The organism is Brevibacillus sp. JB24b, assembly GCF_051713385.1.
GTDB lineage: Bacteria > Bacillota > Bacilli > Brevibacillales > Brevibacillaceae > Brevibacillus_B > Brevibacillus_B laterosporus.
On record NZ_JBNVQV010000001.1, the window covers coordinates 1,484,035 to 1,508,212 of the forward strand.

At 38.4% G+C, this 24,178-nt stretch carries 21 protein-coding genes and 2 pseudogenes; 16 read left to right on the forward strand and 7 right to left on the reverse strand.

The genetic code is table 11. The features are described from left to right. The first annotated feature begins 198 nt into the window (after positions 1 to 198). The 3 genes and pseudogenes from ACQV1I_RS07225 to ACQV1I_RS07235 all read left to right on the forward strand — a co-directional run. Positions 199 to 1,953 (forward strand): methyl-accepting chemotaxis protein, encoded by a 1,755-nt coding sequence (locus ACQV1I_RS07225; RefSeq protein ID WP_116333198.1) that lies wholly within the window; start codon positions 199 to 201, stop codon positions 1,951 to 1,953. 326 nt (positions 1,954 to 2,279) lie between these two features. After that, on the forward strand, positions 2,280 to 3,632 hold the full coding sequence (locus ACQV1I_RS07230) for a sodium-dependent transporter (protein ID WP_116333199.1): 1,353 nt from the start codon (positions 2,280 to 2,282) through the stop codon (positions 3,630 to 3,632). A 239-nt stretch (positions 3,633 to 3,871) separates the two neighbouring features. Then, positions 3,872 to 4,225 (forward strand): annotated as a pseudogene (locus tag ACQV1I_RS07235) (sigma-70 family RNA polymerase sigma factor); the annotation flags it as partial. 251 nt (positions 4,226 to 4,476) lie between these two features. Here the strand turns inward: ACQV1I_RS07235 and ACQV1I_RS07240 are convergent. Further along, positions 4,477 to 4,818 carry a zinc ribbon domain-containing protein YjdM gene (locus tag ACQV1I_RS07240; protein WP_018672180.1) on the reverse strand — a complete coding sequence of 114 codons (342 nt, stop codon included), beginning with the start codon at positions 4,816 to 4,818 and terminating at the stop codon, positions 4,477 to 4,479. 624 nt (positions 4,819 to 5,442) lie between these two features. Continuing rightward, complete coding sequence (locus ACQV1I_RS07245) at positions 5,443 to 5,913, reverse strand: GNAT family N-acetyltransferase (RefSeq protein ID WP_116333200.1); 471 nt, start codon at positions 5,911 to 5,913, stop codon at positions 5,443 to 5,445. Between the two features lie 175 nt (positions 5,914 to 6,088). Here ACQV1I_RS07245 and ACQV1I_RS07250 point away from each other — a divergent pair, with 175 nt between their 5' ends. Further along, positions 6,089 to 6,286, forward strand: coding sequence for a hypothetical protein (locus tag ACQV1I_RS07250; RefSeq protein WP_236645689.1), 198 nt, complete (start codon positions 6,089 to 6,091; stop codon positions 6,284 to 6,286). Next, positions 6,240 to 7,691, forward strand: coding sequence for a recombinase family protein (locus ACQV1I_RS07255; protein ID WP_236645690.1), 1,452 nt, complete (start codon positions 6,240 to 6,242; stop codon positions 7,689 to 7,691). The genes ACQV1I_RS07250 and ACQV1I_RS07255 overlap by 47 nt, the downstream gene beginning before the upstream one ends. A gap of 154 nt (positions 7,692 to 7,845) precedes the next feature. Here ACQV1I_RS07255 and ACQV1I_RS07260 read toward each other — a convergent pair whose 3' ends face one another. After that, positions 7,846 to 9,393, reverse strand: a complete 1,548-nt coding sequence (locus ACQV1I_RS07260) for a recombinase family protein (RefSeq protein ID WP_116333201.1) — start codon at positions 9,391 to 9,393, stop codon at positions 7,846 to 7,848. A 130-nt stretch (positions 9,394 to 9,523) separates the two neighbouring features. On the opposite strand from ACQV1I_RS07260, the gene ACQV1I_RS07265 reads away from it, so the two are divergent. From ACQV1I_RS07265 to ACQV1I_RS07285, 5 genes are all read left to right on the forward strand, one after another. Further along, positions 9,524 to 9,616, forward strand: a complete 93-nt coding sequence (locus tag ACQV1I_RS07265; RefSeq protein ID WP_197235532.1) for a putative holin-like toxin — start codon at positions 9,524 to 9,526, stop codon at positions 9,614 to 9,616. A gap of 508 nt (positions 9,617 to 10,124) precedes the next feature. Further along, positions 10,125 to 10,706 (forward strand): hypothetical protein, encoded by a 582-nt coding sequence (locus ACQV1I_RS07270; protein WP_116333202.1) that lies wholly within the window; start codon positions 10,125 to 10,127, stop codon positions 10,704 to 10,706. Positions 10,707 to 10,787: 81 nt separating this feature from the next. Continuing rightward, the gene (locus ACQV1I_RS07275) at positions 10,788 to 10,946 is read left to right on the forward strand and encodes a hypothetical protein (protein ID WP_018672985.1); all 159 of its coding nucleotides are present in this window, start codon (positions 10,788 to 10,790) and stop codon (positions 10,944 to 10,946) included. Between the two features lie 677 nt (positions 10,947 to 11,623). Next, on the forward strand, positions 11,624 to 11,905 hold the full coding sequence (locus ACQV1I_RS07280; protein ID WP_116333203.1) for a hypothetical protein: 282 nt from the start codon (positions 11,624 to 11,626) through the stop codon (positions 11,903 to 11,905). Between the two features lie 633 nt (positions 11,906 to 12,538). Next, positions 12,539 to 13,234, forward strand: coding sequence for a YukJ family protein (locus ACQV1I_RS07285; protein ID WP_094700264.1), 696 nt, complete (start codon positions 12,539 to 12,541; stop codon positions 13,232 to 13,234). Between the two features lie 517 nt (positions 13,235 to 13,751). On the opposite strand, the gene ACQV1I_RS07290 is transcribed toward ACQV1I_RS07285, so the two are convergent. Continuing rightward, positions 13,752 to 14,426: a cupin domain-containing protein gene (locus ACQV1I_RS07290; protein WP_116333205.1), complete on the reverse strand. Its 675-nt coding sequence runs from the start codon at positions 14,424 to 14,426 to the stop codon at positions 13,752 to 13,754. 165 nt (positions 14,427 to 14,591) lie between these two features. Here ACQV1I_RS07290 and ACQV1I_RS07295 point away from each other — a divergent pair, with 165 nt between their 5' ends. From ACQV1I_RS07295 to ACQV1I_RS07305, 3 genes are all read left to right on the forward strand, one after another. Then, complete coding sequence (locus tag ACQV1I_RS07295) at positions 14,592 to 14,780, forward strand: hypothetical protein (RefSeq protein ID WP_141213050.1); 189 nt, start codon at positions 14,592 to 14,594, stop codon at positions 14,778 to 14,780. A gap of 37 nt (positions 14,781 to 14,817) precedes the next feature. Then, positions 14,818 to 15,441, forward strand: coding sequence for a glycoside hydrolase family 73 protein (locus ACQV1I_RS07300; protein WP_094700268.1), 624 nt, complete (start codon positions 14,818 to 14,820; stop codon positions 15,439 to 15,441). A 424-nt stretch (positions 15,442 to 15,865) separates the two neighbouring features. After that, a complete protein-coding gene (locus tag ACQV1I_RS07305; RefSeq protein WP_116333206.1) occupies positions 15,866 to 16,318 on the forward strand; it encodes a GNAT family N-acetyltransferase in 453 nt (150 codons plus the stop codon). Between the two features lie 248 nt (positions 16,319 to 16,566). On the opposite strand, the gene ACQV1I_RS07310 is transcribed toward ACQV1I_RS07305, so the two are convergent. The 3 genes from ACQV1I_RS07310 to ACQV1I_RS07320 form a co-directional block, all read right to left on the reverse strand. Beyond that, complete coding sequence (locus ACQV1I_RS07310) at positions 16,567 to 17,658, reverse strand: hypothetical protein (RefSeq protein ID WP_116333207.1); 1,092 nt, start codon at positions 17,656 to 17,658, stop codon at positions 16,567 to 16,569. Positions 17,659 to 18,482: 824 nt separating this feature from the next. Beyond that, positions 18,483 to 19,862 carry a dipeptidase gene (locus ACQV1I_RS07315; protein WP_116333208.1) on the reverse strand — a complete coding sequence of 460 codons (1,380 nt, stop codon included), beginning with the start codon at positions 19,860 to 19,862 and terminating at the stop codon, positions 18,483 to 18,485. A gap of 217 nt (positions 19,863 to 20,079) precedes the next feature. After that, the gene (locus ACQV1I_RS07320; RefSeq protein WP_201747384.1) at positions 20,080 to 21,825 is read right to left on the reverse strand and encodes an NTTRR-F1 domain; all 1,746 of its coding nucleotides are present in this window, start codon (positions 21,823 to 21,825) and stop codon (positions 20,080 to 20,082) included. Positions 21,826 to 22,161: 336 nt separating this feature from the next. Here ACQV1I_RS07320 and ACQV1I_RS07325 point away from each other — a divergent pair. The 3 genes and pseudogenes from ACQV1I_RS07325 to ACQV1I_RS07335 form a co-directional block, all read left to right on the forward strand. Then, positions 22,162 to 22,455: pseudogene (locus ACQV1I_RS07325) on the forward strand (sigma-70 family RNA polymerase sigma factor); the annotation flags it as partial. 176 nt (positions 22,456 to 22,631) lie between these two features. Continuing rightward, positions 22,632 to 23,078, forward strand: a complete 447-nt coding sequence (locus ACQV1I_RS07330; protein WP_018672972.1) for a GNAT family N-acetyltransferase — start codon at positions 22,632 to 22,634, stop codon at positions 23,076 to 23,078. 219 nt (positions 23,079 to 23,297) lie between these two features. Then, the gene (locus ACQV1I_RS07335; RefSeq protein ID WP_018672971.1) at positions 23,298 to 23,741 is read left to right on the forward strand and encodes an OsmC family protein; all 444 of its coding nucleotides are present in this window, start codon (positions 23,298 to 23,300) and stop codon (positions 23,739 to 23,741) included. The last annotated feature ends 437 nt before the right edge of the window (positions 23,742 to 24,178 follow it).

Consider the following 24,178-nt stretch of genomic DNA (forward strand, 5'->3'; position numbering starts at 1 on the left):
GTCAAGTGACTATAGCTGAAAAACAAAAAAACAGAAGAATAACAGGAAAAATTACACTGTTCTTTTATGTGAAAAGGTATAATCCCGTTTTTTTTACAGTTAGTAAGTAATTAGGCCTAAATTTTTTGGTGTATATTGACGATATAGATAATGCATAAGTCTGTTCAAATCACTGAAAATTGTGGGGGGCGATACCATTTGAATCACAGAAGCCTTTCGTTTCGTGCGATAGCTTTCATCTCCGTCATCATTCTTTTATTTGCCTCGGTTTCTATTGTCTTGTCATACGATCGTCAGAAACAGATGTTTATTCAAGTAATTGCAGCGATTTCAAAAACAGTCGATACCCAGCTCGAGACATTATCTTCAGAAATAGATGCTGTTAAACGTCTGCTTGCTGACGATTCAAACACCTATTCGGGTTACACCAACGTCTTTATAAGTCTGTCCAATAAGTTGGACAATTCACTAAAAGCGGAATATATAACAGATGGATATCTATTTGCTCCAGACCTTATTGAAACAGATCAAAAGAGTCAGCTTAAAGTTATTTTAGCAAGTGATAAGCTTGTAGAGGCGGGCGTTAAGCCTAATACTGTTATCGACCTTAATCCATCACAGCTTATGGCGTATCAAACAGCATTGGACAAGGGAGAAAGTATTTCAAAAACCTTTATTACTGAAGACAGACAGATTTTAACGGTATTTACCACAATTAAGAATCGTTCCGATCAAGTTTCAGCTGTACTAGCCATTAACTTTGATTATGATCTGATGCAAAAGGATCTTTTGCAAAGCTTACAATTTCCTGTATTGATAAGTTTATGTATGGGCGGTCTTTTACTTGGTGGTAGTATCTATGCCATTCGGCACACATTGAAACGCATTAAAGGTGTATCTGACCTATCTTTACAGACTGCACAAGGAGATCTCACTGTTCGTGTACCAGTAACTTCTAAGGATGAGATAGGGGTATTAGCAGAGAACTTTAATACGATGTTATGTAGCATTGAAGAGGTTGTGAAGGGGATTGATCGAACAACAGCAAGTATGGTTGATTCTTCAGAAAATCTCTTTGTCCACGCTGAACAGACAACGCAAGCCACGACGCAAATTTCTGCAGACATTCAGCAGGTAGCAGCGGGTTCAGAAACCCAGATGCAAGGGGCTCTGGAAAGTGTACGTTCAATGGAAGAAATGGCAACAGGAATTCAGCGTATTGCGGAATCTGCTTCTCAAGTAGCAGAGGTAGCTGGAGAAGCAACAAAAGAAGCTGAGCAAGGGAATATAGTGATTCAAAATACGATCGGACAAATCAGAGCGTTAAGTCAGACCGTAAATGAAGCTGTAGTGGTTATTAATATTTTAAATGAAGTTTCTACTGAAATTGGACATATTACGGGTGCTATTACTACGATCTCTAATCAAACCAATCTACTTGCATTAAATGCAGCGATTGAAGCGGCACGTGCAGGTGAAAATGGAAAAGGCTTTGCTGTCGTAGCCAATGAAGTGCGTAAACTAGCTGAGCAATCAAAAGAATCATCGGATCAAATCAGATTGCTGGTACAAGGTATTCAGGAAGGTACGCAACAAGCAATGGATTCCATGACGAAAGGAGAAAGAGAAGTAGTAGAAACGGTGGGAGCTGTTGAACAGGCTGGACAAGCTTTTGAAAGAATTGTTTCTTCCATTCAAAACATTACGGGCCAAATTGAAGAAGTGTCCGCTTCCTCTGAAGAGATGTCAGCTAGTACAGAGGAGGTCACGGCAACCATCGAGCAGTTATCACAAATTGCTCAGGGAGCTACGCAATATACACAAAATGTGGCATCTTCCTCTCAGCAACAATTAGCTGCCATTGAAGAGGTTGCTGCTTCTGCAAGTGAAGTGAATCGAACCGCAAAAGATTTACAGACAGCAGTTGAACATTTTAAAGTGAGAAAAGGTTAAGAGCAGTCAGAAGGATATAGCCTATTACACTTTTACAATAGGGAAGAATTCTAAACAGGAAAAGACTAGAGGATTGTAGATAACTAATCATAGTAGTCAGATAGGTAAATATGGTTTGGAAATCATGAGGAAGACGACAGACGACAGAGAAGTAACCTGTCGTCTTTTTTTACAAATAATAATTATGATCTCCTTTTCAAAAACGAAAGTATACTCGTAAAGTACTTTGGATTTGGAAGAAAATCAGGTATAATATAAAGTTTAGGGGGGGCTTTTAGAGAGGTCCCAAAGAATGTAGCAGAGAAAAGTCAGGAGCGGAGTATAGTATGAGTCATCAGTCGGAACAATGGACATCGCGAATTGGATTTATTTTAGCAGCAGCAGGATCGGCTATCGGATTAGGAGCAATTTGGAAATTTCCATATGTAGCAGGAACAAGTGGGGGAGGAATCTTCTTTTTACTATTTCTCTTCTTTACTCTACTGATTGGCTTACCACTGTTACTTTGTGAATTTGTTATTGGTCGTAGTACAGGCAAGGAAGCGGTGTCTGCTTATCGGGAATTAGCTCCAGGAACGAAATGGTACTTCTTAGGTATCATGGGTGTCATCACCTGCTTTTTATTATTCTCCTTTTATAGTGTAGTAGGTGGCTGGATATTACTTTATTTGGGTATGGCGGTGACTGGAAATCTAAGCCATCCAAATATGAATTACGAGCAGTTATTTGGGCAAGTCATTTCAGAGCCTTATATAGCGTTGATCGCCCAATTTATTTTTATCGTATTAACTATCATCATCATTTCTCGTGGCGTCCAAAATGGTATTGAAAAAGCCAATAAATATATGTTTCCTGCTTTATTTGTTTTGTTTATCGTACTTATGGGGCGAGCTTTAACGTTACCTGGCGCATGGGAAGGAATTGTTTTCTTTTTAAAACCAGATGTGAGCAAAATTGAATCCTCCACCATTTTGGCTGCGATGGGACAATCATTTTTTGCACTAAGTCTTGGGGCATCTGCCATGGCTACCTATACGTCCTATCTGGATAAATCGGTAAGCTTGACACGATCAGCGGTTTCGATCGTAAGTTTGAATTTGCTCATATCTTTGCTGGCAGGGTTAGCGATTTTTCCAGCTGTATTCGCACTTGGATTTACACCAACACAGGGACCGGGATTACTTTTTCATGTGTTACCTGCTGTATTTAGCCAAATACCTTTAGGGGGATTCTTTCTAGCTTGTTTTTTGGCACTCTTCTTTTTTGCCACAATTACATCTGCTTTTTCTCTTTTAGAGATTACTGTAGCTTCGCTTACGCGAAAAGATCCAAGCAAACGTCGACGTTATTCTTGGATAGCAGGAATGGGAGTCTTTGTGCTAGGAATACCATCCTGTTTGTCATTTGGAATTTGGTCAGATAAGCTTATTTTTGGCAAAAGCATTTTCGAGGCAGCAGATTATCTAGTTAGTAATATGTTGTTACCATTAGGAGCCCTGCTTATCTCTCTGTTTGTTTCTATGAAAATGAAACGAGAGCTGTTACAAGCTGAATTCGTTCGAGGTTCCAAGCTGGCAACAAGCTTCTTTGGGATTTGGTTTATACTGGTGAGATATGTGCTACCTTTCTTAATTATTCTTGTGTTCTTAAATACATTAGGAATTGTTAGATTTTCCTAACATATAGATTACATTCGTATTCGCCAGCTTATTAGCTGGTTTTTTTATTGCTAAGTTTACATTCATATAATAAAGATACAGTCGGGTATTTTTTGTTATGAGCGTGCCTTTAGCTTACTATTTTAAGAGCTGTTGATTTTATTTCAGGATTTTATTGGTTTTCGCTCTGTACAGGCACGTATAGGCAATTGCCTACATATGGATAGGGAGAGGAGCAGACTGAAGGGGAGGTGGCAGACTTGTCAAGTGTCTTCGTGGCGCTTTCGCTACTGTTTAAGGAATTGGTTATGTTTGTGGCGTACGTGAAAAACAATGCGTTTCCACAACCGCTGCCCGAGGTAGAAGAAGAGAAGTATCTTAAATTAATGGCAACGGGAGACCCCATCGCTCGAAATAAATTAATTGAGCATAATTTGCGATTGGTGGCGCACATCGTCAAAAAATTCGAAAACACCGGCGAGGACAGCGAGGATTTGATCTCTATTGGTACCATCGGACTAATTAAAGCCATTGAAAGTTACCAGGTGAATAAAGGAACGAAACTTGCTACCTATGCAGCAAGATGCATTGAAAATGATATTCTAATGTCATTAGTCAATCAGGAATGAAAGGTGAGATAGAACAGTATTACATGCATGGACACTGCTGATCGCGCTAATGTGCTAAAACTGTGTTTACTAAAAAGAAGCAACCGTCTCTGAGCTTCCTAGCTCTTACGGTCACTTCTTCCAAAATAATGAGCTCTCCTTTGTGGAAGAGGCTATGTATCGGTTGTAGGTGCCAAAAGCACCCACGGCTTTTATAAGGTATGGGGTAACGATTCGGCAATTGTAGTAAACGATCGTTATGCCTTTTTAACAAATTGAGATTTTAATTTCATAGCTCCAAAACCATCAATTTTACAATCAATATCATGATCGCCATCAACCAAGCGTATATTTTTTACTTTTGTACCTATTTTTACGACTGAAGAGCTTCCTGTTACTTTAAGGTCTTTGATTACTGTTACAGTATCTCCATCGTTTAAGACATTTCCATTTGCATCTTTGATAATTCTTTTATCCTCATTATTATCAGATTCTAATTCTAAAGACCACTCGTGAGCACACTCAGGGCAAATAAAAAGACTTCCATCTTGATACGTGTATTCTGAATTACACTTTGGGCAATTTGGCAAATCTAACATTATTCATTTCCTCCATCCGTTTCATGCTAATTGAATATATAAGAATTATGTTCAATTTCCGTTTTACAACTCCGAAGAAATAGTAACGAACTTGAAATTTCACAAAAAAATATAGGGAGTTTCTTATATCCTTATATACTGCCATAGTCTTCTCATATTGACAACCTTTCCTTTAATTCCCTCCATAAAAAGCAGTGAATCACCCTTTATGTAACAAATTAATGACCTACCGAAATTACCCTAGTGTTCCATTTGAATCATGAAAAATGATACCGCCCGTGTAGCATATTGGACGGTATCGGATTAGATCTAACAGAAGAAGCGACGACGACAACAACGACGGCGGCGTCTAAAGCACCCACAGCGACGTCTACGGAAACAACACATGCACTCCACCTCCATCCGTTTATACTCTATATTAAGCAAAAATAGTGAAAAGTGATTGGACGAACCTTCATGGAAATGCGCTTGTTTATGTGATTATGAGATGTATCGACAGGTAAAAGGGTATAAAAAAACCTGCTAGGATTGAAAAGTATTGAAGAAGAGCAAAAAGTTAGAGGGAGAGGGAGTATCCTAATTGAGCCTACAGTCATCTATAACCCGCCACTTATATACTAGTGGCTAGTCCAAATGTTTCTCCAAGCTATAAAACTCTTTATCCTTATAAGTTCTTTCATCATAATGTCTATAGCCTAGAGAGGTCCAGAAATGTAATGCTTTTTTGTTAGTAGCATGAACAGCTATTTGAATACACTGTACTTGTTTGTTTTTCATTATGTTTTCATATGTCATATATATTTTTTTGGCGTACCCGTAACCTTGATATTTATGGTGTATGACAAGTAGACTGAGCCATGGCTTTTTTGCACGAGGACTAGACATTCCATAATCCAGGATGCCTATATACTCTCCCTCTTTTTTTACCAGGTATCGTTCAAGATGTAGCTTTTGAGCCTCAAGGTGTTCTTCGAAAATATCCTTACTTTCTAATAGCTCTTTATCATGAGCAATGACATTATATTCAATATTAGAATTCATAATCTCTTTTTCTATATCTATTTTCGTTATATCGTTTTTCATTAAAACAAACATAATGATTCTTTCCTTTCTTCATACGCATTAGATTTAAAATAATATTATCACGAATAAACAACAAAAAACTCTAATATTCAAATATCCGAATGACGAAACCGTTTGCTGGCAAAAAATCATTTTTTCGAAAGCAGACAAGCAGAACCCGCATAACCTCTATGGGGGGGATGCATAGATGCATATCAAATTGATTGAAGGTGAATCTACTATCGAGATACGACTATCCTGCTATGCTTATCTGGAAGAAAAATACAGAAAGGAGAGGTTAGATGGTCGGAGTATATGCGAGGGTGAGTACGGAGGAGCAAGCCAGGAAGGGGTTCAGCTTGAAAGACCAGATAGCCGAATGCCGAAGAAAAGCAAAAACGGATGAAGTTTTAGAATATGTGGACGAAGGAATTTCAGGGGAATTCCTCGATCGGCCTGCATTGATGAAAATGCGTCAGGATGCGCGAGCTGGACTCATTAAAAAAATCGTATGCTTAGACCCGGATCGACTTTCGCGTAAACTTATGAACCAACTTATTATTACAGATGAGCTAGATAAGCTCGGTGTGGAATTGGTCTTTGTTAATGGTGAATATGCTAAAACTCCCGAGGGTAATCTGTTTTACAGCATGCGCGGTGCAATCGCGGAATTTGAGAAAGCAAAAATAACAGAACGCATGAGCCGAGGTCGTAGACAAAAAGCTCGGCAGGGTAAAGTATTGCGAGATTTTCAAGTATATGGATACGCCTTTGATAAAGAACATGAACAGATGATTGTCAATGAAAACGAAGCGCAAATTGTGAGATTTATATTCGATTTGTTTACTAAACCGAACGATCTCGTGAAGGGAATTAATGGAATTGCCCATTACCTTACAAAAAAGAACATACCGACGAAACGTGGGGCTGATGTCTGGCATCGGCAAGTAGTGCGACAGATCCTTCAAAATCGAGCGTATATCGGTGAGTTTTATCAAAATCGTTGGAATACGGAGGGAATGCTCGGTAATAAGCATAAGGCTCCAGAGGAACGTGTCCCAATGAGAGAACGCCCGAAAGAGGAATGGATACAAGTCGCCTGCCCAGCGATTATAAAGAAAGAAACGTATGAACACGCACAACGATTAATGAAAGAATCACGGCGTAGATGGGCGAAGGAGAGTAATAATCGGTATCTTTTAAGTGGGTTAGTACGCTGCGGAATTTGCGAGAATACGATGACAGGTAGAAGAGCAAAAAACTGGGGGAAGTCCATACTTGAATATACAGATCTAAAAAACTTTTCAGGTGCGAAAAATTCTGGTTGTGGTAGAAAAATAATAGCTGAGAATCTGGAGAACGAGGTATGGAGAACAATTATGACCTGGCTGGACCAACCGAATGAAATTGCAGCAGCAAGTGAAGCGATGCAGGAGAATAGAAGTATTTCATTGGAAGAAGTTGAAATATCTAGAATGGAAACGGAAATCGTAAAGGCTAGGTATGGAAAAAAACGACTGCTTACTTTATTTTCCCAAGACCTGGGTATATCCCAGGAAGAGATTCGACAATCTATTCGTGAGCTGAGGGAAAGAGAAGAGGAATTAACAAAGAAACTAACAGTTCTAAAAGAATCTGTTCAGCATCAGGAAAGAAGCAAGTACAGCCAGAGCCAATTTCGAGAAGCGGTCGAATATTATCTGAATAAAAGACGTGAGAAGCTTACCTTTGAAGACAAACAGGAAATTATTCGTCACATCGTTCGTGAAGTAAGGGTATACGATGACAGCGTAGAAATTTATACATTCTAACCACGCATTACTAATGACTTTGAAATCGAAATCCTGATGCACCTACGTAGTCTGAAGAAAACCAAAAAAGATGTATCTCTGCACGATCCGATTGGAATGGATAAAGAGGGAAATGAAATGACACTTAGACGTTATCCATCTAAGTGTCATTTTTTTATTGGGGTAATTTAGGGTGAAGGGTTATTTCAAACTGGTCGTTTCGTTGATACTTTTCCTTCCGATATATCACTTTATCAAGGATTGATTTTATCAGATGATTCTTTTCGGCAGAGTCATCTGTTTTTTCATACAGATCTATTACAGTTTCAACCTTTGGAATTATGTCATGCTGTGCTTGGTCTCTTTGTATTTCCACACATAATTCTTCTTTTGCTTTTTTAATAGCTGCTTTTGTTGCATCTATGCGTGTTGCTACGTTTTGTGATCTATCCAGGTATGTTTTTTCGTCATAGATGCCGCGCTCTAAAAAATCATGTAACTTAGATTTTTGATTTTCTAATTCCTCTATTTCACGTGAAAGGCTTTTTAGTGTAAATTCTTTCAGTTCGATGGAGCTAGTACTTGTTTCAGGCTCTTTATATGCATCCCAGTTCGCTTTGTATTGTTTTAGCCATTTCTTCAAATTTTTTATTATGGCGTTTTCCACATAATCAAAACGACTACTTTTATTTTTGCAAAGCTTGTTATAGCATTTCAAATGTGCCGCATTATCACCATATGGACGGTAAACCATAGATGACCCGCACAGAGCACATTTGATAACGCCAGCAAATGGGTTCGTAATACCGTTTACTAATTGATAGGGGACATGGTATTTCTTCTTTAAAATTTTCTGGGCTTTATGAAATAACTCTTCCGAAACTAAAGGCTCATGCTTACCCTTTGCATCAATCCATTCTTCTGGCGGTCGGAGTTTCTTTTCACTTTTTTTAGTTACATCTGTGGATTTTCTGTAGCTTGTTTTTTTCCATTGTACACGACCTATGTAGACAGCGTTTTTTATAATTACCAGAATTGAAGCAGCCGTCCAAGGTTTTTCTGTATAGGTTCGGTAGCCAAGCTCGTTTAGGTGATTAGCGATATTACTTGTTCCCAGTCGTTGTTGGTAGTCGTCGTGTGCATACCATTCGAAGATCATTTTCACAACAGGTGCTTGCTCAGGATGAGGGATGAGGTATCGTTCTTTCCCCTTCTTTTCAATCAGATATCCATATGGTGGGCGTGTGCCTATATAGTTACCATCTTCAATAGAGCGAATGCGTCCACCTTGTAGCCGACGATTAATGATTTTAAGCTCTTTTCGAGCCATAAACGCTTCAAATTCGCTATATTCTTCGTCCCATTCATCCTCTAGGTCATAGGTTTTTCGGGGGGTAATGATTTTGGTTTTAGATTGACGGAATGTCTCAAGAATCAGTCCTTGCTCCTGCATATTACCACGTCCCAGACGATCCATATCCATCACCAGTACAGCATCGTATTGATGAGCTTCAACTTCTTTTAAAAGCTCTTGCATTTCTGGACGGTAGAGGAGACTTTCCCCAGAGACGATTTCTTCGCGTATTCTGATGATGTTTAGGTTCAAATGCTTTGCAACCTTCAGTAATGCTTTTTTGTGTTTTGCGAGGGTTTCCCCTTCACCTCGGGATTCTGCTTCTAGGTCTGCTCGGGATTTGCGTAGGTATATAGCAACGCGATCCATACAATACCCCCAAACAAATAATCAGAGAATAGGAAAATATTCAGGCTATAATGATTAGGTACAATAGAATCGGCTCTCTCAATGGCGATCTTGGCTCATCCCCATGTCATAGTAGCAAGGGGGGATGCTTATGTCCGTATACGAAGCACCTATGATAATGTTTGCATTCGGAACATTCAGCATTGCTTTAATTGGACTATTTGTCAAAATGACAAAAAAGTAAGGTCGCCATTGAGCCTGGAAAAGCTTGACGATCTTACTTCGTGACCTGAGCCAGCCCCATTGAGAGCCAGCTTATTGTACAAACCGTAGGTGTTCCCGCACCTGCGGTTTTTTAATTATATGCAAGCTTAACTCTTATAATACCCATATTATAGGTGTTTATAAATAACGTAATGTGGTAGGAGTTAAAAAGTTTTTTATTACTTTATTTCTCTTAGCTATGGTAACTATTAGTCAATTAGACTTTCTAAGGTACATTTTGTCATTTGAGTTATCCGTTTATTACTATAGATATCTCATTCCGGGTATCCAGTCTTAAATAAGTAAGTGATTTACGTAGATACTGGCGACGGTTCCACGAAGCCTTTTTTTAGATCATAGAGCATTCCCTAACGGTATAGTTTTCTTTTATTAAGGATTGTTCTGTAAAATTAGTTAGGTTTGACTCTTTATTACATTATGGTAATATTTAGTGGATATAAAAATCACAAATATTAGAAGGTGATTAGATGTTTGCAAAAAAAGGGGTATATTACTTTTTTTTAGCTTGTTATATGCTTGCATTTTCATTGATATTAATTTCGTGTGACGATAAAAAAAATTCAGTGGTTGTTGATCGTAATAAATTCAACAATATGTATGAGAACATTAAAAATAATTTTAAACCAGAAGGCTATGTTGAAATTACAGGAGATTGGAAAATTTCCACTATGGTTCCAACTCTAGTAGGAGAATCTGAAGAACAGCATGATGTGTTTCAAGAAAATAATAAAACCTTAGTTTATAAAAACGAAAAAGAAGGAATTATTATCCAAATGGGATTAACGCCTAGTAATTCCGAAGCTTATGAGTGGAAAAACGCAATTAGATATGCACCAAATTTTTATAACTCTCAAAAAAAAGATTATGGGATATCAGATCATTATAGTGATGTGTATCCCAATACCGAGGTTAATACCTATAATTTCACGGGAAAAGGACTGAATTTAAGCATAGTTTCTATTTCAGACAAAATAAAAGTACCAAATGGAACTGACCTTTCTGGTGATTTCCTCAATTCTTTCATGGAGTTTTTAAGTAAACAACCTTAACTATGGTTTTAGCAATAAGTACCATATAGGGTAGTCCTACCCACTTCACCTCATATAGATAGATCAAGGGGTGATGACCTAATGAAATACGATATGTCAATTCAAGATGGCCAAACAACTGTGTATATCGTAGCTCCCCCTCCAATGACTGAGGAGGAGAAGCAGAAAGTGCTGCGTGATTATCACAATGCAGGATGGGCAATTATCAAATCCCTTCATGCCAAAGGTGTTTCGGTATGATCGCCCACTCTGGGCGTGGTGTACAAGCTTACAAAGGTTTCTCTAGGAATAGCTCGGGAGAGAGCATGAAAAAAGATGAAAACCAACTAATTATACATAGCATTAAATAAGGGAGATGCGGTAACTGCTAGCAAGTATGTGATTGATGACAGGAAAAGTGAAAGCGGCTTATCTACACGACAATATGAAAATACATTTTAAGGATATGTAGAACAGCAAGAAAAAGGTAATGAGGTAACGGAATTATTAGGTATAAATGAAATGAATAGTGAGCTAGCTACTAATCATAAAATAAACTCAAGGTGATGCTGAATTTGAAATTTCGGTACCATTAAAAAAGAAAATAAAGAGTGGAACTTTTTGTGGATAGGTCGATTGTAGTAGATACGTACAATAGTAAATAAAATTTATACATAAATCGATTCATGATAAGCAACTATTGTGGATACGTTTTAGTCCCTCTAAGGTTTATTTTAGAAAGTGAATGAAGGACCTGCTGTTGAAGGATAGGCTTTTTTGTGATGCAAAAGCCACCTATAAGTAGAGAGATAAAACGAGTAGAGAATAGGGGAGCTTATTCATTTGTCTGATTGAGCTAGAAATGAAAGATTTATTTTCACAAAATCTCTTATGCTGGATCAAATAAATGAATAATAAAAGAGAGGATGACATTTCCTATGAAAAAGCAAGCAATAGCAGTAGTAGGTATGATGGCTTTAATGCTATCAGCAACATCTCCATTTTCCACAGTGTTAGCAGAAACAGTGAATAGTGAGGCGGCTAGTAAGGAAAAACAAACCTTACATATTGATCAGGTGATTGCTGAAATAAACCAAAAGAAGCCAATATCTGTCTACTTTGAAGCAACAGACACTACGCATGATCGCATGAATGGTACACTCCAGAAATCTACCAGACATATAAAGCATTGGGATCATACAGTAAAAGGAGAAGAATGAATAGAAATAAGAAAGAATAGAGAAATAGATTATTCTGTCAGCAAAGCAGGTAAGACAACAAAGTATACAACAGGAGATAAGGAAGCCAGACTTTATCCAGATGGACAAACTGTTGAAAATAATGTAATCAATAAAGTAAAAAAAGATTTGGATTTTCGGATTATAAATAAAAAGTATACTTCTCCTGGTACGAAAAAGACCGTTCAGGTTGTGGAATGAGAAACCTAATGTATCATTTAAAGACTGGTGGATTGATAAAGAAACAGGTTTCGAGCTAAAATCAACTGGTAACTGAACAATAACAAACAAACCAATGAGTATATAGTAACCAAAGTCGATTTCAACCCTACATTTAGTGAAAAAGATTTTACGATTGATTTACCAACAGGGGTTACATTAGTAAATAGTAGTAACGTGAAAAAGAAATAATAGATTGGACAAAAGCACCCACGTTGGTGTTTTTTTCTTTGATCAACAAGGAAAGATAGGTACGTGGATATTAGACAACTAACAAAAAAACAGGCTACTTGATCTATCGAGTAGCCTGTTTTAAGTGGGATGTTTATGAATAAAATAGTTTTATTATCAAATAATTACTTATGTGATATGGAACCTATAGAGGAGATGAATAATATGCCTTTGGATCATGGTTATGGTGTTCTGAAGTGTAAAGCTGTTGAAAATGTTGAGTCTAAGTTAGGTAAAAGGAAAGGGCACATCGAGGTTCTTGTTAATGATGAGGAAGGAACAAAATATCGACTTGCAATTAATATTAAATCAAAAAAAAGACCATCAGAAGTCTTGTATTATGTAGGTGAAGATTTTAAATCACATGAAATTACTAAACTTCCTAATATGAGAGTTGGTTATACTCCTATCACACAGGATAATCGTGATGATATTGCACTTGACTATATTAGAGGAAATATACTAATTCCCAAAAATATGATTCCCCTTAGTGCAGTAGAACCAGGTCCAGATAATGATCTGTTTGAAAAAGTTGATCACTATTTCTTGGAGGCAAAAAAGAAGCAGGCAATAATTTATGTTTATGGAGAACGATTTGGTCCTGAAAACGAAGAGGATGAATACTTCCATTTCAGACCAGGGAATGGGATGCATAACATTCATATGAATCAAGGAAGTGTTGGCGAGTTTTCTCAAGAGAATGGTATTTGGCAAGATGGGGGAGTATTAATTCATTTTGAAGAAGAAAATAGATGGATTGCTATTTTTTTGGCTTTTCAATCGCAGTCCTGGTGCACAGATGAAGAAGGAAACGCAGTTAAACCAGTAGAAGAATGTAATCATACTAATAGTGGTACTTAAGGTAAGAAGGATTTAGCTGGTTTGGACGTCGTAAAGTCTACTGATTTGGAAAAACTGCGTGATGGATTCAAAGGTTCCGATTTACTGCTCTTAAATCAAATCCGGTGATAAAAAATGGAGCAGGTGTCTAAGCAAATTAGAGATAAAGTTAAAAGTCAATTGAACGCCAATGAAGCTGATTAAAAGAGCTTTAGAGGCGTTTTTCTTTTGTCTATTAGTCCTTAGGAAAGGGTGTGAATCAATCATGGCTATTACGACTATTTATGTATATTTGATCTTGGAAAGTGACAAAACCTATACTCAGGTACCAAGTAAAATACAACCTGGAGTAAAGCGACAACGTACTGTACTGGATCTGAAGAATAACCAAGTAGCGCCTTTTCCAATAGGAGAGGTGTTTTTTCATGGTAGGCTACGGCTCTCTATTAAAAAGAGAAGTGATAATAGGAATAGCCCTTAGTGACCTCCCAACGGAAATTAATAAGGACTTAATTGTTCATGAAGCTGTTGAAACTTTTTATAATGTTTCTTTGGGAGGAAGCTCTGTGATATATGACTGTTGTTGTCCATAGTCTGCATAATAACCTTGATAAGGATAAGCATAGGTGGGATTTTGGTATTGTTGTTGTTGTTGCATTTTCCCTTGAGCCTGACGTAAGTTACAGTTTTTAGGGGGGCCGATTACAACAGTACTTTGAATTGGTGCAAGTGTATCTTTGACTTTAGCTTCGTTAAGACAATAGGTGTGGGCAAGTATACTTGGCGGGGTCAATCTTAGAATGTCAGATCCAAAAATTGTTTCTGGAATAGGGGCATCAAAGATAGCTAGTAAATGAGTATTATCCACAGATGCTATTTCATAATGCCACCATCCCTGAGGTACGTTAGCTACTTGACCAGGTGTAATGGGAAAGTTTAGAAGTTCATTTGTGAATGGATTAATTAAGGACACCACAGCAGAACCAGAAATGCAATAGACAAGCTCTGAAGCATTTTGATGGTAGTGTGGTTCAACAATATTGCTGATACTAAGAAAGATGTCCAGTAAAGAGACATTTCCTAATGTATTTAATTGCATGATAGACAGCTCATTGATGTAGTTTCGGGAATCTTTTCTAAATATTGGGTTGTTGTTCAAGTCATAGGTAAATTGAGTCGATGGTGAGGTATAGTCCATATAAGAAATAGCCATGTAAAAACCTACCTTCTTTTTGAAATAAATAAACCTAAGATAAGATATGCTTTCGCCTATTTAAAGGTGATGTTTAAAAAGATCTTGGTTATTCCTATTTTCTTTCATTTTTTCTTTCATTAGAATTGCAGAGCTACGAGATTGGTTTAGTGTTTGGGGAAGTGATTGCTAGTAATGGCGTCAGGGGAATGGCTGAAACCGCGGAATTGGTTCCCGGATGATTACATTCCTCTCGCTATTGTTGTGATGGGAGTAACTTATAATGCAATCAACGCTTTACTGTATGGGGAAGATATACTTGAAGCTACAAGATTGCTTATATGGGGCAACGGCTACTATCGGGGATTCATTTAGGAATAAAAAATTAGTTTCAGAAGGGAGATGTGGAGTAATGAAACCACAAGACTTTATAGATAAGATTGCACCTAGTGCTGTAGCTGACATGAAGAAAACAAGGATACCTGCTTCCCTTACCATCGCTCAAGCAATCCTTGAATCGGCTTGGGGAGAGAGTGGACTAACTAAGCAAGGGAATAACCTGTTTGGTATAAAAGGAATAGGTCCAGCAGGCGTCTGTGCCATGCCTACAAAGGAGAATTATAACGGTCAATGGACAACCATCACAGCTAATTTCCGAGCTTACAACAACTGGGGAGAGTCTATTGCAGATCATTCCAAACTAATACGTAACGGTACGAGGGACAAGCCTACACGGTATCATGGCGTGTTAGGTGTTGATTATAAGACAGCTTGCTACGCAATCCACAAAGGCGGATATGCCACTGATCCAGGTTATCCAGGTAAGCTTATTGGTTTGATTGAGAAATATGATCTAACTAAATATGACGAGGAGGAATTAATAGTGAAACCAGAAATAGCAAACGAAATTATTAGCCATTTACAAGGGCAATGGGCTTTTTACAATCAGATGGGGATGAAGGATAAGGCTATTAGGATTGGGCAATTGGCAGATGAGCTTAGGGTTGCTAGTGGTCAAGTCGTACAGAATAAATAAGTAACCATAACCTTAAAAATAAGGAAATAACAAACCCTTGAGTTTTTTCTAATCAGGCAATTCAGAGTAAAGATTTTATTGGCTAAGATAAGTTTTTATTGCTTTATAAACCATGTGAATGGTTATAGCCAACAATATCACTGCTACTCCTCTTGCTTTTAACAGTATAACAATAGACTACTTGTCGTTTTTTTTCTAGACTTTTCCATCAAATTGTCATCATATAATTTTGCTTTTGTATTCTTGTCGTTATTTTTCGTTGCATAATCTTCTTATAATCAAAAAACGGGAACACATATTCTTGTTTAAGAGGATGTTTTGATGGCTAGCAAAATTCTTGATTCACTTGTAACGAAATCTATGTAAAATATTTTTTAGAAACAATTTTTGATAATATATAAAATTTTCGGAAATAGGTGAAGAAATGAATATTAGAATGATACATGAATCTGAGGATTTACCGATGGATTTACTGTTGTTAGCAGATCCATCTGAGATGCTTGTGATGGAATACGTATCGAGAGGTCAATGCTATATTATGGAACAAGATGGACGAGTTATAGGTGCATATGTGCTTATCCCTACTCGTCCAGAAACAGTAGAACTTGTAAATGTAGCAGTTGAAGAAGAACAGCATGGAAAAGGATATGGAAAACAACTTGTGCGACATGCGATTGAAAGCGCAAAACTGAATAATTATAAAACAATTGAAATTGGAACTGGTAATTCAAGCGTTGTTCAATTAGCGCTTTATCAAAAATGTGGTTTTAGAATGACTCATATTGATAGAGATTTTTTTATAAGACATTATGACGAACCGATTTTTGAAAATGGCATACAGTGTGTAGATATGGTGCGTCTATCACAAGATTTATAGGAGTTTTTAACTCTTAAAAGTATCACTTATAAGATAGGCTGAGATAAACGCCAATTGTTTGGGAAGAATCATACGTAAACTTATAGGGGGCGATTCCTTACGATGTGGGGATCGTTCTTTTTTTAACGGCTAGAGGGGAAGGTTAGCAGCAGATAGATTACTTCTACATAGAATGCATTGCCTGTGGGAACAGGTATACAGCAACCCCCTTGACTAATTTACATCAAGGGGGGAAAAATTTATTTTGTTTATAAAGAGGCAAAGTCCCTGGCATGAACGGATGCGAAGTCTGCTACATAGAACGATTTCTCATCTCGATTCCATCCAATGATCTGAATGTTATCAGAGGAATGCAAGTATATGCTTAGTTTATGAGATCCATTAGTTCCACCAAAAGGATAAGTAAAGGCGGGAATGTTCTTGTAAAAACGAATCATGGAATAGGAATCTTGAGAGTTGGATGGTCTGACATATTCCTCAGCAGCCAACAGATGCCCTTTCGGAGACCAATGCAATTTATTCAGGTATCCTTCCATGAATGGTAGGCTTTGTAGGATGACTTTTTTCCCTGTCTGTATATCCAGAAAGTACTCTTCTTTTTCCTTTATTTCGTATTTGTACTTCATATCATTTGAAAAGGAAGGGAATGTAGTCAGGTTATGAGTGTATTTCAAGCCGGTTGGCAGATCTAACTCTTTGATAGAACCGTTAGCCCGATAAAATAACTTTTTCGAACTGGGTAGCCAATACATCACCTCTTGATTTAATGAATAATCTGAAATGGCTGCAAAGCGGTCATTGATTTTCATTTTCAAGCTCGATAGGTCCTGGAGGTACAGATGAACACTTTCTTGAGGATTTGCGCTCTTCCTATCCATTTTCATAAAAGCGAGATACTGTTCATCCGGTGAGATGAGAAAATCTACAACCGAGTAGTCAACTTTTCCTTCTACGAGTCTTGTCTTCTTTGAAGTAAGCGGATCAAAACGAACCAATCCGTTATTTTCCGTCATGTACAACACATCATTCTTTTGAGACCATTTAGCGTAGCCGGACAATTTGGTTAGTCGTTTCGTTTTGATGTCATACAGATACGGAATAGTCGGATCATTCTTACCATAGCCGAATTTTTCTGTATAGACAAAACGTCCTGATGGTGAAATACTTCCGCGATGCATCGATGGTAGCTGTGCAATCACTTTACTTGTTTTCCCATCAACAGACATCTGATAGATGACGGTTGGTTCTTGCTGTGGCGGAGCGATCGCCTGGGACGATTGGGGAAGCAAAGTGCATACCATCAAAAAGAAAACCGTCAATCTGATATAAAGTCGTTTCATTATCCATCTTCCTATCTTTATGTATCGATTTCATTAGTAATAGACGCTCTTCCTATTCTTTTGTTTCGCAACAGGAGCAGCATGACTATCTATAACAGTCTTGGGTGGATATGCTGCTTAATTTCTACAAACAGAAAACGCGGGTATTTAAATAAGTTTTTCAGCTCCATCTACAACCAATATTTTTGTTAATACTGCTCCAACTTTTTGTTATATTTTAGATGATTATGGCAATCTTGAAAAAATGAAAAAGCATCCATTTTTACTTGTGAAGTCCATGCATAAGTGCAGGGGCTTTTTCGACAAAACCACCAGGTTCTCACCAAAGAATTCGACGAGGGAAGTAGTGAAGTAGCTACGGAATAATGAATTAAGACATTTTCTAGCCATCGCATAACATAAGCTCAGTAGAATCAAAAGAAATAAGCCATTCTAAGAACAGAATGGCTACCGACTTGGAACTCTCTACTATTTTAAATCATTATCTCTACCTTTATTCAAGAGAAAGGAAAATAACTTGGTATCACTCAAGTTAAGTTTCTAAATCTAGTAACATGTTAATCCAAACGAGCAAAAACAAAAATTGATTAGCATTCATTTATTTTACATAGACCTTACATTTCGGGGACGGATGTAAAATAAGGAAAGGAAAACAATTGAAAGTGTATGGTTATGAAGACAATGCGAATATCATTGGTTACAAGGTAAAGAGCCGAACTTTCCCAAATGAAGGATTCGGCTCTTATGTATGTAGCTACGTATATTGAATTATTACTGCATTTTTTTGGGAGGAAGGTGGAGAGTCAACCTGAGCAAGTCATAGATTAGTCCCCGATGTCATTGCCTAATTGTAGGTAGTAATGGCAAAGTGCTAGAATACCATCCTCAAATCTCTGCAGTGACAAGTTTTCATTTGCTGAATGGACATTAGCAGACGAATGACTAAATCCAACTAGGATAATAGGTATTTGAAATTGATTGTGCAGCATTTCTACCGCTGGAATTGATCCTCCCGCACGAATAAACTGTACAGGTTTTTGAAATACATATTCTAATGATTGAGCAGCTTGTAAGATCAAAGGGTGGTCGGGTGAGATAAAGTAAGGATTCGAATGACTATCCCAGTAGATTTCTATATTTACTCCAGGCGGAGTGTTAGCCTCAATATGTTTTTGGATGCATGCTTTTAAATCATGAGGATTCTGATTGGGGACTATGCGACAAGTTATTTTTGCTGTTGCTTTTGCTGGAATAATTGTTTTTATGCCTTTTCCTTGATAGCCTCCACTAATTCCGTTTACTTCTAGAGTGGGTCTTACCCATACTCTTTCTAAAGGTGTAAATCCTTCTTCACCAAATAAATTTGATACATGAAGGTCTGCTTTGAGTTGTTCAGATGAAAAAGGAAGGGATTGAAAATTTTTCCGCTCCTCTTCAGAAAGCTCCATTATATGATCATAGAAGCCTTCGATTGTAATAAAGCCTGTTTCATCTCTCATAGAGCTTAATAGCTGAGTTATAGCATGAATAGGATTCTGTACAGTTCCTCCATAAATACTACCAGAATGTAAATCTCTGTTTGGACCTTGCACACTTAGTTCAAAACCTAGTATGCCTCTTAGACCGTAGCAAATTGCTGGAACTTGCTCTTCTAACATAGCAGTATCTGAGATGACAATTAGATCAGCTATCAATAATTCAGAATAATCTTGAAGAATCTCCGGCATAGTAGTACTCCCAATCTCTTCTTCACCCTCAATTAAAAGTTTTACATTAATAGGTAATGCTTGGTTAGTACGAAAAAGTGCTTCTAATGCTTTTAGTTGCATAAATAGCTGTCCTTTATTATCTGTAGCTCCTCTGCCATAAAGATAATTATCTCTTATTTCCGGTTGAAAAGGATGGGAGTGCCATTCTTCTAAGGGATCAACCGGTTGAACATCGTAATGTCCATAAATGAGTACAATAGGCTTTCCTTTTGCATGAAGCCAATCAGCATAAACTGTTGGATGACCATTCTTTTGTAATAGCTGTACATTTTCAAACCCAATTTGGCATAGATGCTGGGTTAAATGTTGAGCGCAAGAATGAACCTCTTCTTCATATGACCCAGTGGTACTTATACTTGGTATTTGGATACATTTGATTAAATCATCTAGCATCTCAATTTTATGCTTATCTAAAAATGCCTTTAGTTGTTTCAAATTTTAACCCCCTGTTCATCTTAGTACATCCCATTATAAAAGTATGGAAAATAATTTAGAAATTAAATAATTTGATTGCTATAATTTATTTCTTTTATTACCTCATCTCATGATGTACCAAACTCAATCATACTAAATCAATGATTTTAATTGTGAAAATGACTAGATAATGAAACAGCCACCCCATAAGTGAGTGGCTGTTAGGAAGCACACGTAACTATAATAAAGCTCCAGTAAAGGTGATTCCCCCAATAATTGTTGCAGTACCACCACCAACAATATGGGCAGTCAATGAGTACGTAACATTTCCGGTACCAGAGGTCAAATCAACATGACTTATACTCGTGGTACCCAACGTGTTTGTTCCGGTTCTTTGATCACCAGTACTATAAATGACCGTTGTACCACGCAGTATTTGAAATTGGACTACTGGATTACTTGGTCCGTTTTGCCAGCCAATAGCTCCATTTAACCAGATACGATTTGAAGCGGAACTTCCCGTTATAGTGATTGTTTTTAATGTGGTTGGGATGCTACTTAATACAATTGAGGAACTACCAACAGTGTTGGGGGTATTTTCAGAAACCTGGAAATTTGAAAAGCTTCCGGTAGGACCAGTAGCGCCCGTATCACCAGTAGCGCCGGTAGGCCCAGTGTCGCCGGTAGCGCCAGTATCACCAGTAGGGCCAGTGTCGCCGGTAGCGCCAGTATCACCAGTAGGGCCAGTGTCGCCGGTAGCGCCGGTGTCACCAGTAGCGCCGGTAGGCCCAGTGTCGGCAGTAGGCCCAGTAGCGCCAGTGTCGCCGGTAGGCCCAGTATCACCAGTAGCGCCAGTGTCGCCGGTAGGCCCAGTATCACCAGTAGCGCCGGTGTCACCAGTAGCGCCGGTAGGCCCAGTGTCGCCGGTGTCACCAGTAGCGCCAGTGTCGCCGGTAGGCCCAGTATCACCAGTAGCGCCGGTGTCGCCGGTAGGCCCAGTGTCACCAGTAGCGCCGGTGTCACCAGTAGCGCCGGTGTCACCAGTAGCGCCAGTGTCGCCGGTAGGCCCAGTATCACCAGTAGCGCCAGTGTCGCCGGTAGGCCCAGTATCACCAGTAGCGCCGGTGTCACCAGTAGCGCCGGTAGGCCCAGTGTCGCCGGTAGCGCCGGTGTCGCCGGTAGGCCCAGTATCACCAGTAGCGCCGGTGTCACCAGTAGCGCCGGTAGGCCCAGTATCACCAGTAGCGCCGGTGTCACCAGTAGCGCCCGTGTCGCCGGTAGGCCCAGTGTCGCCGGTGTCACCAGTAGCGCCGGTGTCACCAGTAGCGCCAGTGTCACCGGTAGGCCCAGTATCACCAGTAGCGCCAGTGTCGCCGGTAGGCCCAGTGTCGCCGGTGTCACCAGTAGCGCCGGTGTCACCAGTAGCGCCGGTGTCACCAGTAGCGCCGGTGTCGCCGGTAGGCCCAGTATCACCAGTAGCCCCAGTAGCGCCCGTCGCGCCCGTCGCCCCTCCACTAGTCTGTAATATTCCGATGTCATCAACAACTATATCTGCAGTAGATAGAGCAGCAATTTTATTAATTATAAGTAAAGCTTGAGTAGCCGTCGCTGGTACAACAGAAGTTGTTTCATAGATGGTAGTCCAAATATTAGCTGTGTTATCCGGAAGGTGACCTACGGGAATTGTGAGATTTAGTCCAATACCAACAGGGATAGTTGCTACATCTAAATAGAGAAGTGCAATATTTACTTGAGGACTTACTAAATTCCCTAATTTTGCAATGGATAAAAACAATTCAAAACTATCTCCAGGTGTTACAGGAATTGCTTGAAACAATAAACTATTAGCTGTATCTCCAAATAATAATGCACTAAAAAAACCGGTATGACTCTGCAGATTAGTAATGGATACATTTGTAAAACTCCACGGGAACAGGGTTCCCGTTTCAAAATCGCCATTTACAACTTTGTTACTAAAGGGCAAATAAATCACCACTTCCATAATAGGGTTTATTGGCGCTAATGTAGTATATGTTGAGTCTTCTATTTTTGAAAGGGTTCGTACCATTAGATGAAAATACAAATTTTGAATGTCTAGAAAAATATAAATAATCCAAAAATCAAGGCGGAATTGTAAGAATAAAGTGGAGTAATCGAAGGATTGATTAGAAAACTTGATTAATAGAGGAACGCTCATACTAATGAATGAGGATTTTAGTGGATATCTGTAGAAGATCATATGTGATCGAAATATACATATCGTTCGAATGTTCTGCATACTACAGAAGGGCTCTGATCATACAGATAACCTCATAGGGTGAATGAAATTACCTTGATAGATGTTCTGGGTACAGAAACAGATGAGGTAGTAGATGCCGTGCAATTAAAGCTGGAAAGTAACAAGATTTATCAGCATATTCATATTTTAGATGAACGTGAGAAAGAGGTCATCATCGGGCGTTTTGGCCTAGATCAAGACAAGGAAAAAACACAGCGGGAAATTGCCCGCGAATTGGGGATTTCGCGTTCATATGTATCGCGTATCGAAAAACGAGCACTGATGAAGCTGTTTCATGAGTTTTATCGAACGAAACAGACGCAGGGCGGGAGATGATTTGATCGTGGGGGAGTACAAGAAAGACGTCAATCGAACACTCCCCCAATATTGATCATTGTTCCGTATTTTTGTTGCTTTTATCCCTAGAACGAATACATAGAAAAGTTCAAGTATTGAAACTTTTTTTGTTGATGGTTTACTTAAAGGTAAGAGAAGGTAAGGGATGTGGTAATATGATTACTAATCTTCATGTAGGTGACGAGGTAATAGCTCAAAAAATTCTTAACGTACAAATTCCTGCATATGAAATAGAGGCAGACATTATTAATTTTTACGGAATTCCACAGTTAAAAGATACAGTTGAAACCATTCGTACATGTAACGAAATCTTTCTAGGCTATATGATTGAGGAAGAATTGGTGGGGGCTATTTCTTATACGGCTGATCAAAATCATATAGATATCTGTCGACTAGTTGTTCACCCCAATCATTTCCGAAAAGGTGTAGCCGGAAGCTTGGTTGGCTATGTAATTGAGAATGTAGTCAAAGGAAAGAAAGTAACTGTTAGTACTGGTGCAAAGAATATTCCAGCAAAAAAACTCTATTCTAAGTTTGGATTTTTAGAAGTAAAAGACATCGAAGTTGCACCTAATGTTTTTATTACATTATTAGAAAAATAGACAAAGTAGTAATAATCATGGCTCACTAGATAATAAAATCGTACGAGAGGGGGATCTGCAAATATTACATTTGTGATAAGCTTTGTCAGCTGGTAATGCCTTTATTCTGATGGGTAAATAACAGGGAAGTAGCGCAACATTTTCATCTTATGATAATTGGAGAAAAGTGATATGATTTGAGTTATTCAGTCATTTATCTAACAAAAGGAAGTGTTCAGAATGCCTGTTCAAACATTCAAAGCAACTTCACATTTGCAGGATGGAATGGTCGTCAAGGCCCGCTCCAGAAATTTTGAGATGACGATTGATGAACCGAAAAACTTGGGTGGGACAGATACCGGGATGAATCCTGTAGAAGTGGTACTTTCCGCATTAGGTGCCTGCCAATCTATCGTAGCTAGAGTATATGCCAAAAAATTTAATATTCGTCTTGACGATTTTTGGGTAGAGGTAGAAGGGGATCTCGATACGGATGGCTTCATGAATAAATCTGATGTCCGGCGTGGGTATTCGGAGATTCGATACACATTTCATATCAAAACGGATGCTCCAAAAGAACGGGTAGAATCATTCGTAGAATTTTTGGAGCAGACTTGCCCAGTTGGAGACACAATTGCTAATCCAGTGAATCTCAAATTAAACGGAATTATTATTGAAACATAATCCATAGATACACAAATGATACAAATGATTGTAATCGCACCTTTACAGGGTGCTTTTTCATTTGTATCGTACATCAAAAATAGAGTAAGCAGATTCATAACTTAGCTTAATAGACATTTGGATCGTATGAAGTTATTTCCCATGTCGCAATGGAAATTACAGTTAGATTTACTTTAGGTAGTAGATTAAAATAAAATAGGATATAATTTCTTTCAATTATATACTTCGATGAGGAGCGTGGTTACTAATGAATGTTTACACCGAACCTCCTAAAAAATGCTCAGTTTGTAGGAACCAAAAGTTTCATAAAACCGAAACCCGCATTCAGGTATTCGACGATATTGTAGACGGAGAGCCAAGAAAAATAGAGGTAAAACGTCAAAGATACAGATGTCCGAATTGTCTGACTAAAGTATGGGACAAGGTTCATGGGGCAT

Coding starts and splice junctions, on each gene's coding strand:
- ACQV1I_RS07250 (WP_236645689.1), top strand. CDS start 6,089: ATGCATATCAAATTGATTGAAGGTGAATCTACTATCGAGATACGACTA.
- ACQV1I_RS07305 (WP_116333206.1), top strand. CDS start 15,866: ATGAATATTAGAATGATACATGAATCTGAGGATTTACCGATGGATTTA.
- ACQV1I_RS07265 (WP_197235532.1), top strand. CDS start 9,524: ATGTCCGTATACGAAGCACCTATGATAATGTTTGCATTCGGAACATTC.
- ACQV1I_RS07230 (WP_116333199.1), top strand. CDS start 2,280: ATGAGTCATCAGTCGGAACAATGGACATCGCGAATTGGATTTATTTTA.
- ACQV1I_RS07280 (WP_116333203.1), top strand. CDS start 11,624: ATGAAAAAGCAAGCAATAGCAGTAGTAGGTATGATGGCTTTAATGCTA.
- ACQV1I_RS07240 (WP_018672180.1), bottom strand. CDS start 4,818: ATGTTAGATTTGCCAAATTGCCCAAAGTGTAATTCAGAATACACGTAT.
- ACQV1I_RS07270 (WP_116333202.1), top strand. CDS start 10,125: ATGTTTGCAAAAAAAGGGGTATATTACTTTTTTTTAGCTTGTTATATG.
- ACQV1I_RS07335 (WP_018672971.1), top strand. CDS start 23,298: ATGCCTGTTCAAACATTCAAAGCAACTTCACATTTGCAGGATGGAATG.
- ACQV1I_RS07275 (WP_018672985.1), top strand. CDS start 10,788: ATGAAATACGATATGTCAATTCAAGATGGCCAAACAACTGTGTATATC.
- ACQV1I_RS07260 (WP_116333201.1), bottom strand. CDS start 9,393: ATGGATCGCGTTGCTATATACCTACGCAAATCCCGAGCAGACCTAGAA.
- ACQV1I_RS07330 (WP_018672972.1), top strand. CDS start 22,632: ATGATTACTAATCTTCATGTAGGTGACGAGGTAATAGCTCAAAAAATT.
- ACQV1I_RS07290 (WP_116333205.1), bottom strand. CDS start 14,426: ATGGCTATTTCTTATATGGACTATACCTCACCATCGACTCAATTTACC.
- ACQV1I_RS07300 (WP_094700268.1), top strand. CDS start 14,818: ATGAAACCACAAGACTTTATAGATAAGATTGCACCTAGTGCTGTAGCT.
- ACQV1I_RS07285 (WP_094700264.1), top strand. CDS start 12,539: ATGCCTTTGGATCATGGTTATGGTGTTCTGAAGTGTAAAGCTGTTGAA.
- ACQV1I_RS07310 (WP_116333207.1), bottom strand. CDS start 17,658: ATGAAACGACTTTATATCAGATTGACGGTTTTCTTTTTGATGGTATGC.
- ACQV1I_RS07245 (WP_116333200.1), bottom strand. CDS start 5,913: ATGTTTGTTTTAATGAAAAACGATATAACGAAAATAGATATAGAAAAA.